The sequence below is a fragment of the Ignatzschineria sp. F8392 genome (genome assembly GCF_002252045.1).
Classification (GTDB): Bacteria; Pseudomonadota; Gammaproteobacteria; order Cardiobacteriales; family Wohlfahrtiimonadaceae; genus Ignatzschineria.
Window position 1 is genome coordinate 834,948 of sequence record NZ_NEFF01000001.1, and the last position, 14,178, is coordinate 849,125.

Sequence of the window (14,178 nt, forward strand, 5' to 3'; positions counted from 1 at the left end):
TATATTATGATATTGTTATATTGGTTTTTTATTTTATTTGTAAAGGAAGTTATGCGTAATACTTATAGAGTTGCCTTAGCAACATTAATACTCCTCTTTTCATTTCAAGCATTTGCTGAGGTTTATGTGAAGGGGTATACCAGAAAAGATGGAACCTCTGTGCAGGGGCATTATCGTTCTAAGCCGAATTCTACGGTAAGAGATAATTATTCTCATTATGGAAATAAGAACCCGAGAACAGGCAAAATAGGGGATAATAAAAATCGAAATGATCCAAGCTCCAATTATTACAACGGTAGTAAAGGGTATAACAATGGCTCTGGAAAAAGTCGTAGTAATCGTAACAGTTATGGTTGGTAATAACTAATATATCTAGAAATACTTTTAATATTAATAGATTTGTTTTATTAGTGTATTCCAAAATAAAATATATGAATTTTGAATTTAAAGCTCGCAGATTAGCGAGCTTTTTTGCAAAAGACTTGAATGTAGGTAGATAGGTATTATGGAATTTTCTGATGAGAGCAGATTGGAAGAGGTTTATCTTGAGTTTAAGGGGAAGATTATAGAGCTTAGTAATAACTCTAAGGGTATTACTAGTATTGCCAGAGATATTGATCCTTCTATGGTAGAAATAATAGAGGAAATTGCTAAAGATATTGTGGTTTTAATTCCAATTATGGGGTCTTTACATAGAATAAAACATCGATCTATATTTTATAACATGCAACTTGTTTGTAGTATTTTGGATGAATTAAATAACTATATTTCACTCATAAAGAATGATATCGGCTATAGGTCTAGTGTTGATTGTAAAGGAAAGATTTTAATAGATATGACGAGTGCTCTCGTTTGTATAGCTTCTTGTTTAAATAATATTAAAGTAGATCTGTTTTTTTTTGAAGATGGGTTTTTGGGAAAATCTCCTTCTGAGTATCATAAACTTATCGATATTATAAGTGTGGTAGAAAATTTTGAGGATGAGATCTTAATTAAAAAAGAAAAAGCAGATGAGCTCCTTTCTAGGATGAAGTTAACAGAAAAAGCCATTTTAAAGGTAGGCTTGGCTAAGGCTTTTAAGCAGAGGGTCTCTGGATTATTTTGGAGAATCCTAGGTTTAGACCTTTTCAATTATACACTTTTGTTCTCTGTATTTTTTTTAACATTAGGAATTATCATAGATTTAGAGAATTTAAACTTTCTAGCTTTTTTAAAATTGAAAAATATAGGTGTATATGAAAGGTTCATGGTTATAATTCCTCTTCTTCTTATGTCATGGTTTGTTAGTAAAAGAAGCCAGTTTTTATATCAGATAAAGGAGGAATATTCTTATAAGCAAACTTCTGCTTTGGCATATGAAGCATATAAAAATGAAGTAGAAAAAGATGAGCATATGTTGAATAAGCTTTTAGACATAACTATAGATAATCTTGGGAAAAGCCCTCTGGAGCAGCTTGATAAAAATTCAGATCATTCCCCTTATATACAATTTATAAAAGAATTTAAAAAAAAGGGTGAGTGATTTTTTAAGGGTCAGTTTTGGATTTGGTGTTAAATATATGAGAGTAGATAGTTTTGTTTCAGAGTTTGGTAATTATCCAATTTTATTTATAGGTACAGGTCTTAGCTTAAGATATTTAAAAAACAGTTATACTTGGGATGGACTCTTGCAGAAGATTTTATATGAAGTATTAGGTGAGAATGATACTTATCGTGATCTTAAATATGATTGCCGAAAAAATGGAGAGGTCAGTTACCCCCTTTTAGCAACAAAAGTAGAGGAGATTTTTGACAATTATTTAAAAGAGCATAAACCAGAAAAATTTAAAAAGGTTAATGATATCTTTTATGAACTAATTGATGAGGGGCGGTACTCTAGTCGCTTTAAGGTATATGTTTCATTGCTAATTGGAAAGATGGATTGGCGTGAAAATATGCAAGAAGAGTTTGATGCTGTAAAAAAAGCAAGGAAAAACATTGGCTCCATTATTACAACCAATTATGATGGGTTAGTTGAGAGCTTATTTGAATTTTCCCCATTAGTTGGGAATGATATTTTATTGAGTAATCCTTTTGGTTCGGTATATAAAATACATGGTTGTAGTAGCAAACCAGAAGAAATCATTATTAATGAACTTGACTATGTTAAATTTGAAACTAAATATGAGCTTATAAGAGCACAGATGATTTCATTGTTTGCTCATAATCCAATTATTTTTATAGGCTATTCGATTACTGACAGTAATATTAGAGCTATTCTTAAAACAGTGTTTGATTATGTTGATTTAAATTCTGAAATTGGGAAAAAAATACAAAAAAACTTCTTGTTGATAGAGTACTTAGAGGGCGAGAAATCAGTAGAAGTAACAGATTATGATATTGATTTAGGTGGTACTAATATCCGTATAAATAAGTTGCAAACAGATAATTTTATTTCATTATTTGAGGCAATTGCATCTTTAAATCTGCCAATATCAACAATGGATATTAGAAAAGTACAGTCCATAGTTAAAGATATATATAGAGGGGCAGATAAACACGGAAATAGCATTAAAGTGCATGTAGATCACAATATTGATAATTATAACAATGGGGATAAAGTATTAGCCATAGGGGCAGTGAGTACGGTTAAGTACACTCATAAAAAAACAGCTGACTTTATTTCTGATTATTTTCGGATAATTGTTGAAGATGATAAGGCATATATAGATGTTATTGACCAGGTTTATATAGCTCCATCTGAATGGTTTCCTGCATATAGGTTTAGTGAGAAGTGTCCAGATATTGAAAAATTACAAAATGAAAAAAGAGAACAATGCTCAAAAATAATAAAATACATTACTACTAATACTGAATTTTGTAAAAGTAGAGCATATAGTGATAAAAATACTTTTTTATATAATAATATGAATGAAATAATGGGGGAAGGAAGTAATATTCCAGCCTCAAACCGAACAAAAGTAGCAATGTACACTATATATAAAAATCCTGATTTTAATATAAATAGTCTAAAAGATTATCTTGAAGAAAGAAAAGGAGTTACTAATTCTGATTATAGGAAATTGCTGTGTCTATATGATTATATGACTAGTGAAAATTACTTGAATTTGGATAATAAGTTTTGATTGTATCTATTAAATATTTTGTTATTTAAAGTACTCTTATAGAAACACGATATTTTTGACTTGTCTTAGAATGAAATGTACGATTGTAATTATAATTGGTTAAACAGTACCTAAAGCTCGCGACGAAGGTCGTGGGCTTTTTTACTAAGCTTTATAGGATTTATTATGGGATATTTGATGGTAGTATTTGCGGTTTTAGTATTCATGTTTTATACCATATTAGTTTGCAACTATAGATGTGAATATTCTCGGCAGATTACCTGTAAAATATTTCAATGCTTATTGTATGTACGAGAGGCTATAAAAAGATTTATTATAACCGTAACTGAGAATAAACTTGTAACCTTTATAATCACAGTATTTATTGTATTAATGTTATTTTTTTATTATAAATCTAATGGGTTTGAAGGGCCTCAGAAAGCTACCTTATTAGTGGGGCTGATAACTTTTAGTGGTGCTGGATTAGCATTCTTAGGCATAGTCTATCAATCTAACTATAGGATTAATGTCGAAGTTCTCTCTAAAAATAGACAAGACTGGATAAATGATCTTAGAGATCGAGTTGCTGAGTTTCTCGCTGTATCTAATCATATTGTATTTTCTGCATTTTATTTAAATAAAGATATAGAGGCACATAAAGAGGATGCTCAATCGATTATCTCAGAGCAATGGAGGAACATTGAGAAAAATAAAAAGGAGATGCTACAAAATTACTATTACATCTCATTATTATTGGGCTCAACTCAGCAGGCTTCAGGAAAGGATAAAGATGATGCTGTAGAATTATTGGAAATATTAAGAAAGATAAAAGAAAAGGCCTATGTAACAAGCGTGTCAGATACTCTTCCTCATGAAATCTTTGGTGATAATGTTGAACAAGCAACACTAAAGACAGAAGAGATTTTAAAGAATGAATGGCGTAAAGTTAAGCTAGGCAAGTAAGTATTGGTTGTAAATGTTGTTTTAAAATTATTTCTGAAGCTTGCAAAGAGGTCTCTTCAGTGGTCTTTTTTTGTGTCTTTAGCTCAGCTAGTTAGAGAGTCTGTTTTATGGGTGGAAGGTTATCAGCTCTATGCCGACAAGGCCTGCGTAAGCAAAAGAAATCATTGTATTCCTCTCTTGTTACTTCAATAAAACTATTTTTATGGATTGAAATAAATGAATGCAATTATTAAAAATCGAGATTTAGTTCTATCAAAAGTAATGACAATGCAAGAAGCAGAGGAGACGCTTAAAAAGTTAAAAGTGATCTATCCAAATGCGCGTATTGTCGAAACAGATGAGCCAGTAAAGAAAAAAGTTGAAATTGATGTAGTGCCGGAAGAAGTAGAGGATGTTGGTTGTGTTGGTGGAGGATGCTCGCTCTAACGAAGAGTTGATATCTCTCTTTGCAGTAATAAATGCTTAAGCTTTAGCTTCTACCAGTATTACTCCCTTAAAGAGGACTTAGACTCGCTAAAAAGGGCCTAAACTAAGTTATAACCTAATTAGCTAACAGTAATACAAAATTAGGCAGCGGCAATGATAAGTTTAAGCATCGACTCGCCGGCGTAACCGGCTTTTCTTTTAATTACAGTGCAACTCTTAATTACAGAGCAGGACTGTAACTAACGATTTACAGATCGATGGAAAGATGACTTTTTATCGGTCTACTGAGCACTATGCAGGAGTGCAATATTGCATGCTCACAGCGCAAGAGCCCGTATAAAAGCGGGCTTTCTTTTATTAAATTTAGTTGCCATCTTTTAATTGCCCTCGTAACAGAGGGCTTTTTTATGGGTAAAAGAAAATGAATATGGGAAAAGTAGTAAACGAAACAGTGAAAACAATTTCTAAAGATCGATTAAGTAAGAATTTTGTTAGAAAGGAATTCGCATGTAAATGTGGGTGTAAGCTTGGTATGAATGATGGTGATATTAATCTTGAGCTTGTGCGCGTTGTTCAAGATGTACGAGATCATTTTGGTAAGCCAGTTGTCATTAATAGTGGTTTGAGATGCGCGTTTCATAACAGCCGTGTTGGTGGAGCCTCTAGATCTCAGCACTTATTCGGCAATGCCGCAGATATTCGCATTGCAGGCGTAAATTCTAAGGATATCTATGACTATCTCGATAAAAAATATCCAGACAAATATGGGATTGGTAGATATCCAAGTTTTACCCACATTGATGTAAGAGAAAAGAAGGCAAGATGGAGAGGCTAAATGAAAGAATTATTGAGAATGCTACAGAGCAGATCGAGTGATAATGAGCTTCGATTAGATCTTAATAAGACAACATTGTTTCTCACGACTGTTGCCGGGATTCTGTTAACGGCTTACGCAGTGATTGTGGAGGCTAGTTTTGCTGAAGTATTTTTTATAACGATGATCGGTGCAGGAGCAGGAACGACAGTATCTAAGGGGATTGTGGATACGATCCAAATGAGAAAAGATCATGATGAATAAGTTGTGGGCATTTTTGAGTGGAGTTTTGGGCGCGTTAAGCGTCTTTTTTTATGTCTCAAATAAGCAGAAAGATCAAAAAATTAAGAGGCACAAAGATGAAGCGGAGCGATATAAAGCAGAAGCAGAGCAACAGAGATACATTGCAAAATCTGAAAGAACGACAAAGCGCATTAAAGATCGCATCGATCGCGCTAGTGAGTCTGATATTGACTGCATGCTCAAGCAACAGGGCGCTTTACGAGATGAATCTGAGCGAAGTTAATTGTGCTGGTTGGTTTTTAATAACGGCATCAACTAACGATACCTCTGAAACTAAGAAGCAGGTTGTCGTTCATAATGAGCGCTTCATCTCAAACTGCATTGATTGATGGTGTTTAAATATGGCAAATGAAAGATTAGGAAGATTAGAACAAAAGGCAAATGGTGTCGAGCAATGGATCTGGAAGACCATCTCGGCAATTGGACTCGCTTTGATTGTTTGGTATCTGAATGGGATCAACATCAGTTTAAAAACATTAAGTGATGACATCATTGCTATCAAGTTATCTGATAGTGCTAATGCTGTTCGAATGAACAAGATTGAAGAGGAAGTCATTACTCTTAAAGCGAGCGATAAAGAGATTAGACAGCGTGTAAGCGCATTAGAGCGAGAGAAGTAGTTATGAAAGAGTACATAGAACTTGAACCCTTCTTCGATGATCAGGGTGTTCTTCTTGTGCGCGATAAGATCACGAAAAAGGTTGTACATAATTTAAAAGCGGTATCAGTATCGAATGATGTTGAGACTATGCCGTATAAGATTTTAGATATTAAAGTTGCATCTGTGGGGAAGATTGAATGCAACGTCAAGTAATGCAACGTGGAAGATGGTGGCGCGCTTGGTATTCGACTGCACGATGGCGTGAGATGCGTAAACGCTTATTGCAGAAAAAACCTTACTGTCTTTATTGCAAGAAGCGAGAGGGAAGAATCGTTAAGGCCACGGTTGCGGATCATATTATTCCACACAAAGGAAATCCTACATTGTTTTGGGATGAAGATAATCTACAGCCTCTCTGTAAACGATGTCATGACAGTGATAAAGCACGAGAAGAATCCGGCGGTAATGCCAAGATAAGATTTGGTGCTGATGGTTATCCGATCCAGGTACCCGGGGGGGAGTGATTCTATTTTTGCGGATGCTCTTCTGTTTACCGCCCCCCCATACTTTTTTCTCTGCTTTGGACATTTTGCCTCACGCGCACGCGCGCGATTTATAACTGTTTTTTAATCTTGTCAAGGAGAGTATTATGAAAGCTGATACAGCAAATGCAATAGTTGATGCATTTAAGCAAGCTCAAAAGATTCATGATCCTCCTGAGTTTATTCATTTAAAAAAGGAGGAGATACCTTTTTGGGAAGCGATTATGCGTTCAAAAGCATATGAGACATGGACAGAATTTGATTTGATTCAAGCTGCAAATCTTGCCGTTTCTCAAGCAACGATTCAAAAGTTAACGGAAGAGATCCGGGAAGAGGGAGTTGTCGTTAAGAAAGAGGGAACAAATACAACGATTCCAAATCCGAAGATTGATGCAAAGATCAAAGAGACAGATCTCTCAATTCGCTTATCGCGGATCATTCACGTTCATTCGGAAGCGACAGGTGGCAGAGCAAAAGATGCTAGAGGAAAAAATAGAAGCGTAAGAGATGCTCGAAATGTGATGAGAGCAGGATCTCCTCTACTTGCAGGAGGAGGGTTGCCACTGAATGATTGAACCACGTTATATTGAGTTGCCAGTACATATCATCAGAGCAATCAAGAGTGGTCCTGTTCCTAAAGTAAGAAATTGGCGAGAGTTAGAGTTTCATCAGCTGACAAGAGCTGAACGAATGTGCGCTTTTATAGAGAATCATTGTGTTGTGCCAGAGGGTAAATTAGCAGGTCAGCCGGCAAAGTTAGCGCTCTTTCAAGAAGCTTTTATCTATGCTGTTTATGATAATCCTCATCAAACAACTGAAGCGATTCTTTCAATTGCCCGTAAAAACGGCAAAACCGGATTAATCGCTTTTTTAATGCTTGGTCATATTGTCGGTCCAGAATCAAAGCTCAACTCTCGAGTGATATCGGGCGCAATGAGTCGTGAGCAAGCTTCAGAAGTTTATCGGGCAGCTTCTAATAGTGCCGAGTTATCTGATGATCTTCGCTCTTTAGTGCGAGCAACACCATCGCAAAAAACGCTCTTAGGATTAGCTGTGAATGCCGAGTATAAAGCGATCAGCGCGGAGGGAAAGACGGCGCATGGTAATAACCCTGTTTTAACAATTATTGATGAGGCTGGGCAGATTAAAGGAAGCACTTCCGAATTTATCGAAGCAATTACAACTGCCGGCGGTGCTTATGATGATCCTCTGCGAATCACAATTAGTACTCAGTCTGAAACAGATCATGATTATTTCTCTCTCGATATTGATGATGCCATCGAGCATCAGCCGGCCGATAAAGTTTGCCACTTATATGAAGCCGAGAAAGATTGCGATCTGCTCGATGAGAAGCAGTGGCTCTATGCAAACCCGGCGCTTGGTGAATTTAAAGATATTAACTATTTGAGAGCAGAAGCGGATAAGGCGACAAGATCGCCTCGATTAGCGAATACCTTTCGGCGTTATCAGCTTAACCAACGGATAGTGTCTAATGAAGCTTATATCCAGGCGGATGAATGGAAGCTCTGTAATGGCAAGCCAGCAATGCTTGATAAAGAGATGCAGATCTTTGGTGGACTCGATCTATCGAAGACGACCGATTTAACGTCATTGGTTTTGATTGGGATCGATTCTGTTGATTCAGATCATGCAGTTCATGTTCATCCTTACTTTTGGATGCCGAATGAAAAGATAGAAGAGCGCGATAAAACAGATCGTGCGCCGTACATCTTTTGGCGTGATGAGGGATATATCAAAACAACACCGGGGGCAACGGTTGATTACGATTTTGTTGCGTATCAATTGATTGAAATCCTAGAAGATCACGGGCTTTGGTTCACTGATCTTAAGATCGGTTTCGACAGATGGAAGATCGGGGAGCTTAAGAAGTCTTTATTAGCGCTCAATGTTCCAGAATCTGATATTAATCAATGTTTTATAGAGCATGGGCAAGGCTTTAAAGATATGACGCCGGCATTGGAAAAGCTTACGGAATATATTCTCAATCATCAGCTTAGGCATGGTGATAATCCCGTTTTAAATATGTGTTCATTCAATGCGATAGCGGTAGAAGATCCGGCGGAGAATGTGAAGCTCGATAAGAGGAGAGCAACAGGTCGAATCGATGGAGTACAAGCATTAGCAATGGCAGTGGGAACATCTCTAAAAGAGCCTAACGAAGCTCCTAAAGAGCCTTCATTATTTTTTATTTAGGAAAGAGTAATGGATCAAAACTTACAGAAAAATAAACGTGCATATTCGGTAATTAAGCTTAAAAGCTTTGATTCTGAAGATGATTTTTTCATCTTTTCCGGTATTGCAACAACACCTAAAACAGATCGTCATGGTGATGTTGTTGAGCCGAAAGGCATTGAATTTGAAAACCCAGTCCCTCTGCTTTGGCAACATCGACATGCTGAACCTGTAGGCCACGTTTACTTTGAAGAGGCTACAGATGAGGGGGTAAAGTTTACCGCTAAGATCCCCTATATCAAAGAACCAGGAGAGCTTAAAAAACGTGTCGATGAAGCGATTCACTCAATCCAATATGACTTGGTGCGATGCCTCTCTATCGGGTTTGGTGTGAAGAAATATGCCTGGATTGATGAAACTTACGGTATGCATATCCAGGAGTGGGAATGTTATGAATTATCGCTTGTAACAATCCCGGCCAATTCAGATGCGATCATCACGGAAATTAAGAGTATTGAGCAACAACAACGGGCGCTACCGATCAATGTTGATCAATCAAGAAAATCAGTCGGCGTTACGACTTTAGCTTCAAAGAAAGCGAAAAAAGTTATTCCAATCTATTCATAGATTTATTCATAGATTTATTCATTAATAGATTCATTAGTTGATTTATAAAGATAAGAGGAAAGATATGTTTGCAGATCATATTAAAGGGCTTAAGGCCGCAAAACAGAAAGCACTTGAAGAGAAAAAAGCGATCTTGAAAAAAGCACAAGATGAAGGGCGTACACTCTCTGAGAACGAAATTGCTGAGCTACAAGAGCGAGATGAGAATATCGCGACAATTGATACAGATCTTAAATATTATCAAGATGCGATGAATGCTGATCAAACCACTGCCGAGCCAGTCAATGGGGACACCCAAGAAGCAGGGCAAAAATCTCGGCAAGGCACGGGATCGGTGCGCGTTATTGAACCTAAGTTAGAGAAGGGCGTGCTCTTTGCGCGTGTGGTGAAAACATTGGCGCAGGCGAAAGGATCAGTTTCTGATGCCATTGCGATTGCCGAGAATCAGGCGCGTTTAACGAATGACAATCGAGTGTTGAAGATGGTAAAAGCCTCTGTAGCGCCGGCAACAACTCAAGATTCGACGTGGGCAGGCGCATTAACGGAAGGGAAAGAAGCTTCTAAAGAGTTTATCGAGCTTTTATTGCCGGAAACCATTATGGGTAAATTTGGTCGTGATGGTATCCCGGCTCTTCGCGAAATTCCCTTTAATGTGTTAGTGCCAGGGCAGAGTTTAGGCGGTACAGCAGATTGGGTCGGTGAGGGTAAATCAGCGCCGGTAACATCGGCAGGTTTCTACAATGTGAAGCTTGATCGAATGAAGTTATCAGCTCTATCAGTGTTGACTGAAGAGATGGTCATGGATAGTAGCCCGGCAGCAGATCTGCTTGTTCGCGATACATTGATTGCTGCAATCTCCACAAAGATTGACCAAGACTTTATTGATCCCGGTAAAAAAGAAACTCCTAATCGTTCTCCGGCATCTATCACAAATAAGGCAACGGCAATCGAGAGTACCGGCAACAATGTTGCAGCGATTAAGCGAGATGCAACGTTACTTCATAAGCCATTTATTGAGGCTAATATTCCCACTAATCGTCTCTGCTGGTTGATGGGTTCATCTACTGCATTAACGCTCTCATTGATGACGACAGATTTAGGGGTTCAAGCATTCCCAGGCATGACGCCAAATGGTGGATTCTTCCTTGGTCGACCAGTGATTGTGAGTAGTAATATTGGGAAGATGCTTATTCTTGCTGATGCAGCAAGTATTCTCATTGCTAAAGGTGATGATATCGCTGTGAAATATAGCCAGGAAGCGACGATTAAGATGAGTTCTGATCCAGATAACGATACCAATTCAGAATCTGTCAGCATGTTCCAAAACGATATGATCGCGATTAAAACGGATCAATATATCAATTGGAAATTAGCACGAGATAAGGGTGTTGCTTACATCAGAGAGGTTAATTGGGATTTTGAAGATGGCGCGCCGGGAAAGTAATCACCCCACAATCCGCTATTAGAGTGAATTCTGATGAAGTGAATGCTTCAAAAGCTGCATTAGAGTATGCGGAAGAAAAGGGCATTGATATTCGTCAGGTTCCGGGAAGCGGATCAGGGGGAAGTATTACGAAACCCGATGTTGAAAAATATCTTGAAACGTTAAATCAAGAGTAAAAGATAAGCCCCGAAAGGGGCTTTTTTGATGAGGTTAGCATGTTTGGTTTTTTTAAGAGAAAGCGGAAAGAGAAGCAATTGAGTCCGGCCACCAGTGGTGGATGGAGACCTCTCATCATCGGCGATATCTTTACAGGCGCTTGGCAGAAAGGGGAAGAGCTACAAAAAGAGACTTCCTTAACACACTATGCTGTCTTTACTTGCTTAAGTCTGATCTCACAAAGTATTGCACAATTGCCCTTTATTTTTGTTAAGCAGAAAAATGGCGTATTAAAGCGGACGAAGAGCGAGATTCTTAATGTCTTACGCAAGCCTAATTACTATCAAAATCACATTCAATTTAAAGAAGCGTGGATGTTGTCGAAGCTCATGTACGGCAATACTTATGTTCTTAAAGTGAGAGATAGTCGGGACAAAGTGATTGGTTACCACATTTTGAATCCCACAGCCGTACAGCCATTGGTTTCCGATAGTGGGATTGTCTATTACAAATTATCAACAGATAATTTAGCGTCCATTGGTGAAGATGTTACGGTGCCAGCCAGTGAAATTCTTCATGATCGCTTTAACTGCTTTTATCATCCTTTGGTGGGTATTTCCCCGTTATCGGCAGCTTCTCTATCTGTAAAGCAGGGATTAAAAATCCAGGAAAACAGCACCACATTTTTCAGTAATAAAGCGGTTCCCAGTGGTTTATTGATAGCGCCGGGATCTATCTCTGACGAGACGGCAAATCGAATGAAAAAGCATTGGGAGGCAAATTATTCCGGCAATGGTGCCGGCAAAGTGGCGGTATTAGGCGATGGTTTAAAGTTTGAGCCAATGGCGATGACGGCTCTTGATTCACAATTGATTGAGCAATTGAAATTGACTGCAGAAGTTGTCTGTTCAGTCTTCAAAGTTCATCCCTATCTAGCCGGCATTTCAGATAAACGGCCACAGGAGACGGTAGAAGCGATTCATTTGGAGTTTCTTCAAAAGACATTGCAATTTCATATTGAATCGATGGAAGCGGTGCTTGATGATGCGAATGATCTCGACGGCGTCACGGAATCGATCGATTTAGATACTGCAAATATGCTCAGGATGGATACGGTTAATCGCTATAAATCCCATAGTGAAGGGCTAAAAGCAGGATTTAGAACGATCAATGAAGTGCGTGCTTCTGAAGGATTAGATCCGGTGACAGGTGGTGATACACCGTATCTGCAACAGCAGAATTTCTCGCTAGAAGCATTGGCAAAACGGGATGCAAAAGAAGATCCCTTCTCCAACAGATCAGAGCCAGAACCTAAAAAAGATCGAGAAGAGGATACAAAATCGCTATTGAAAGGCTTAATCGAAGGATTTAAGAATGGATAAGTTAAAGCAAGAATTATTAAGTACCATCAAATCATTTATTCATGAGCAGATTGCACCTCTTCATAATGAAATCAAAGCATTACATGAAGAGAATCAGCGACTTAACGATCTTATTAAAAATCTTCCCAAGCCGGCAGATGGCCAAAATGGTAAAGATGGTCGAGATGGCAAGGATGGCCAGAACGGCAAAGATGGAAAAGATTTCGATCAGCAGATTGCGAAAGAGATGTTAGAGCTGATGTTTGAGCCTTACAAAATAAAGCTGGCCAATCTCAAAGATGGGCGTGACGGTAAGGATGGCCAAAACGGTAAGGACGGCGCATCTGCTTACGACATTGCTGTTAAATATGGCTTTAAGGGAACTGAACTTGAGTTTGCTCAAGCGCAATTTGGTAAAGATGGTCGAGACGGAAAAGATGGTGCGCCGGGGAAAAATGGCGCGGATGGTCAAGATGGCGCTTCCGCCTATGATCTTGCCGTTAAATATGGTTTCAAAGGAACGCAATTAGAATTCGCAAAAGCTCAATTTGGAAAAGACGGCAAAGATGGCCAAAACGGTAAGGATGGCCGTGATGGGAAAGATGGTGTCGGTTTTGATGATCTCAAAGTTGAGTTTGATGGGGAACGAACTATTCAATTGAAATTTGAAGCTAATGGAAATACGAAATCTTATGAGTTTTCTTTCCCGGCAATGATCTATAAAGGTGTTTATAGAGATGGCCAAGAGTATCAAATAGGCGATACGGTCACAGATAACGGAAGCTTATGGACTTGCTTAAAGCCCACCAAAGAGCGACCTATTTCAGCAGAAAAAGGCTATTGGCAATTAGCTGTCAAGCATGGGCGACAGGGCGAAAAGGGAGCGCCGGGAATGAGTGCTTATGATTTGGCTGTAAAAAATGGCTTTAAAGGCTCTGAGAAAGAGTATTTAGCTGAGATCAGAAGGGGAATAAAATGATGTTAGTGACATTAGAGGAAGCGAAGCATCAATGCTATGTGGATCATGATTTTGATGATGAATTAATTACTCTCTATATCAAAACGGCAAGTGCGGCTGTAGCTAGATATATTAAGCGTGATGATCTAACAAGTGAAAATGCGCCAATAGAAGCTAAATACGCAACATTAGCTTATGTCGGAAAGATGTATAAAGATCGCGATAATGATGAAAACCAAGATTATACCCACGGCATGCTCCCCAATTTTGTAACGGCAATTCTCTATCCTTTACGTGAACCCACAGTGCAGTAGGAGGGAATATGAGAGGATTAAGAGCAGGAAGCTTACGGCATCGAATCACCATTGAAGAGCCTATTATCGAAGAAGGCGCTTTCCAAAAACAGAGTTGGCGCGTCTATAGAGAAAATGTGCCGGCAAAAGTCACCTTTCTAAGTGTCAAAGAACAGGTGGCCAGCGGTGCAGAAATCTCAAAAGTCAGTGCGCGTATCCAGATACGGTATGACAAGAATATCAATGCGAAGATGCGTATTAGATTCCGTGATGATCTCTATGAAATTGAGGGTGTGGTGCCGGATAATGAGAGTGGGCTTCAATGGTTAACACTTACGGTAAATAAGGGCTTAACTCAAGAGTAGAATTTAATGTTATTAAATTTGATAATAT

20 protein-coding genes are annotated in these 14,178 nt (G+C 38.3%); all 20 read left to right on the forward strand.

Annotated elements, in window-relative coordinates:
* Positions 1-51 precede the first annotated feature (51 nt).
* The 20 genes from B9T19_RS03605 (at position 52) to B9T19_RS03700 (ending at position 14,150) form a co-directional block, all read left to right on the forward strand.
* A complete protein-coding gene (locus B9T19_RS03605; RefSeq protein WP_094567203.1) occupies positions 52-360 on the forward strand; it encodes a hypothetical protein in 309 nt (102 codons plus the stop codon).
* A gap of 145 nt (positions 361-505) precedes the next feature.
* A complete protein-coding gene (locus B9T19_RS03610) occupies positions 506-1,522 on the forward strand; it encodes a hypothetical protein (protein ID WP_094567204.1) in 1,017 nt (338 codons plus the stop codon).
* Positions 1,515-3,125, forward strand: a complete 1,611-nt coding sequence (locus tag B9T19_RS03615; protein ID WP_094567205.1) for an SIR2 family protein — start codon at positions 1,515-1,517, stop codon at positions 3,123-3,125. Before B9T19_RS03610 ends, B9T19_RS03615 begins: the two co-directional genes overlap by 8 nt.
* Positions 3,126-3,290: 165 nt before the next feature.
* Positions 3,291-4,067, forward strand: coding sequence for a hypothetical protein (locus B9T19_RS03620; RefSeq protein ID WP_094567206.1), 777 nt, complete (start codon positions 3,291-3,293; stop codon positions 4,065-4,067).
* Positions 4,068-4,283: 216 nt separating this feature from the next.
* On the forward strand, positions 4,284-4,493 hold the full coding sequence (locus B9T19_RS03625) for a hypothetical protein (RefSeq protein ID WP_094567207.1): 210 nt from the start codon (positions 4,284-4,286) through the stop codon (positions 4,491-4,493).
* A 427-nt stretch (positions 4,494-4,920) separates the two neighbouring features.
* Positions 4,921-5,328, forward strand: coding sequence for a D-Ala-D-Ala carboxypeptidase family metallohydrolase (locus B9T19_RS03630; protein WP_094567208.1), 408 nt, complete (start codon positions 4,921-4,923; stop codon positions 5,326-5,328).
* Positions 5,329-5,571: a hypothetical protein gene (locus B9T19_RS03635; RefSeq protein ID WP_094567209.1), complete on the forward strand. Its 243-nt coding sequence runs from the start codon at positions 5,329-5,331 to the stop codon at positions 5,569-5,571.
* Entirely contained in the window at positions 5,561-5,833 is a 273-nt protein-coding gene (locus B9T19_RS03640) for a DUF2681 domain-containing protein (protein WP_094567210.1), read from the forward strand. The genes B9T19_RS03635 and B9T19_RS03640 overlap by 11 nt, the downstream gene beginning before the upstream one ends.
* Before the next feature lie 118 nt (positions 5,834-5,951).
* Positions 5,952-6,230, forward strand: a complete 279-nt coding sequence (locus tag B9T19_RS03645; protein ID WP_094567211.1) for a hypothetical protein — start codon at positions 5,952-5,954, stop codon at positions 6,228-6,230.
* Positions 6,231-6,232: 2 nt separating this feature from the next.
* Positions 6,233-6,424, forward strand: a complete 192-nt coding sequence (locus B9T19_RS03650; protein WP_094567212.1) for a hypothetical protein — start codon at positions 6,233-6,235, stop codon at positions 6,422-6,424.
* Positions 6,409-6,735, forward strand: a complete 327-nt coding sequence (locus B9T19_RS03655; RefSeq protein WP_094567213.1) for an HNH endonuclease signature motif containing protein — start codon at positions 6,409-6,411, stop codon at positions 6,733-6,735. Before B9T19_RS03650 ends, B9T19_RS03655 begins: the two co-directional genes overlap by 16 nt.
* 125 nt (positions 6,736-6,860) lie before the next feature.
* Positions 6,861-7,328: a hypothetical protein gene (locus B9T19_RS03660; protein WP_094567214.1), complete on the forward strand. Its 468-nt coding sequence runs from the start codon at positions 6,861-6,863 to the stop codon at positions 7,326-7,328.
* A complete protein-coding gene (locus B9T19_RS03665) occupies positions 7,321-8,967 on the forward strand; it encodes a terminase large subunit (RefSeq protein WP_233146780.1) in 1,647 nt (548 codons plus the stop codon). The genes B9T19_RS03660 and B9T19_RS03665 overlap by 8 nt, the downstream gene beginning before the upstream one ends.
* Before the next feature lie 9 nt (positions 8,968-8,976).
* The gene (locus tag B9T19_RS03670) at positions 8,977-9,573 is read left to right on the forward strand and encodes an HK97 family phage prohead protease (protein ID WP_094567215.1); all 597 of its coding nucleotides are present in this window, start codon (positions 8,977-8,979) and stop codon (positions 9,571-9,573) included.
* Positions 9,574-9,637: 64 nt separating this feature from the next.
* A complete protein-coding gene (locus B9T19_RS03675) occupies positions 9,638-11,017 on the forward strand; it encodes a phage major capsid protein (RefSeq protein ID WP_094567216.1) in 1,380 nt (459 codons plus the stop codon).
* A gap of 38 nt (positions 11,018-11,055) precedes the next feature.
* The gene (locus B9T19_RS03680) at positions 11,056-11,193 is read left to right on the forward strand and encodes an E3 binding domain-containing protein (RefSeq protein WP_158214342.1); all 138 of its coding nucleotides are present in this window, start codon (positions 11,056-11,058) and stop codon (positions 11,191-11,193) included.
* Positions 11,194-11,232: 39 nt separating this feature from the next.
* A complete protein-coding gene (locus tag B9T19_RS03685) occupies positions 11,233-12,555 on the forward strand; it encodes a phage portal protein (RefSeq protein ID WP_094567218.1) in 1,323 nt (440 codons plus the stop codon).
* Positions 12,548-13,513, forward strand: coding sequence for a hypothetical protein (locus B9T19_RS03690; RefSeq protein WP_094567219.1), 966 nt, complete (start codon positions 12,548-12,550; stop codon positions 13,511-13,513). Before B9T19_RS03685 ends, B9T19_RS03690 begins: the two co-directional genes overlap by 8 nt.
* On the forward strand, positions 13,510-13,806 hold the full coding sequence (locus B9T19_RS03695) for a head-tail connector protein (protein ID WP_094567220.1): 297 nt from the start codon (positions 13,510-13,512) through the stop codon (positions 13,804-13,806). Before B9T19_RS03690 ends, B9T19_RS03695 begins: the two co-directional genes overlap by 4 nt.
* An 8-nt stretch (positions 13,807-13,814) precedes the next feature.
* Positions 13,815-14,150: a phage head closure protein gene (locus B9T19_RS03700; RefSeq protein ID WP_094567221.1), complete on the forward strand. Its 336-nt coding sequence runs from the start codon at positions 13,815-13,817 to the stop codon at positions 14,148-14,150.
* Positions 14,151-14,178: the final 28 nt, after the last annotated feature.

Excerpts from the sequence above, each read along its gene's own strand:
- B9T19_RS03685 (WP_094567218.1), top strand. The coding sequence starts at position 11,233 with ATGTTTGGTTTTTTTAAGAGAAAGCGGAAAGAGAAGCAATTGAGTCCG.
- B9T19_RS03700 (WP_094567221.1), top strand. The coding sequence starts at position 13,815 with ATGAGAGGATTAAGAGCAGGAAGCTTACGGCATCGAATCACCATTGAA.
- B9T19_RS03690 (WP_094567219.1), top strand. The coding sequence starts at position 12,548 with ATGGATAAGTTAAAGCAAGAATTATTAAGTACCATCAAATCATTTATT.
- B9T19_RS03630 (WP_094567208.1), top strand. The coding sequence starts at position 4,921 with ATGGGAAAAGTAGTAAACGAAACAGTGAAAACAATTTCTAAAGATCGA.
- B9T19_RS03670 (WP_094567215.1), top strand. The coding sequence starts at position 8,977 with ATGGATCAAAACTTACAGAAAAATAAACGTGCATATTCGGTAATTAAG.
- B9T19_RS03605 (WP_094567203.1), top strand. The coding sequence starts at position 52 with ATGCGTAATACTTATAGAGTTGCCTTAGCAACATTAATACTCCTCTTT.
- B9T19_RS03645 (WP_094567211.1), top strand. The coding sequence starts at position 5,952 with ATGGCAAATGAAAGATTAGGAAGATTAGAACAAAAGGCAAATGGTGTC.
- B9T19_RS03625 (WP_094567207.1), top strand. The coding sequence starts at position 4,284 with ATGAATGCAATTATTAAAAATCGAGATTTAGTTCTATCAAAAGTAATG.
- B9T19_RS03675 (WP_094567216.1), top strand. The coding sequence starts at position 9,638 with ATGTTTGCAGATCATATTAAAGGGCTTAAGGCCGCAAAACAGAAAGCA.
- B9T19_RS03665 (WP_233146780.1), top strand. The coding sequence starts at position 7,321 with ATGATTGAACCACGTTATATTGAGTTGCCAGTACATATCATCAGAGCA.
- B9T19_RS03640 (WP_094567210.1), top strand. The coding sequence starts at position 5,561 with ATGATGAATAAGTTGTGGGCATTTTTGAGTGGAGTTTTGGGCGCGTTA.
- B9T19_RS03655 (WP_094567213.1), top strand. The coding sequence starts at position 6,409 with ATGCAACGTCAAGTAATGCAACGTGGAAGATGGTGGCGCGCTTGGTAT.
- B9T19_RS03695 (WP_094567220.1), top strand. The coding sequence starts at position 13,510 with ATGATGTTAGTGACATTAGAGGAAGCGAAGCATCAATGCTATGTGGAT.
- B9T19_RS03650 (WP_094567212.1), top strand. The coding sequence starts at position 6,233 with ATGAAAGAGTACATAGAACTTGAACCCTTCTTCGATGATCAGGGTGTT.
- B9T19_RS03660 (WP_094567214.1), top strand. The coding sequence starts at position 6,861 with ATGAAAGCTGATACAGCAAATGCAATAGTTGATGCATTTAAGCAAGCT.
- B9T19_RS03635 (WP_094567209.1), top strand. The coding sequence starts at position 5,329 with ATGAAAGAATTATTGAGAATGCTACAGAGCAGATCGAGTGATAATGAG.
- B9T19_RS03620 (WP_094567206.1), top strand. The coding sequence starts at position 3,291 with ATGGGATATTTGATGGTAGTATTTGCGGTTTTAGTATTCATGTTTTAT.
- B9T19_RS03610 (WP_094567204.1), top strand. The coding sequence starts at position 506 with ATGGAATTTTCTGATGAGAGCAGATTGGAAGAGGTTTATCTTGAGTTT.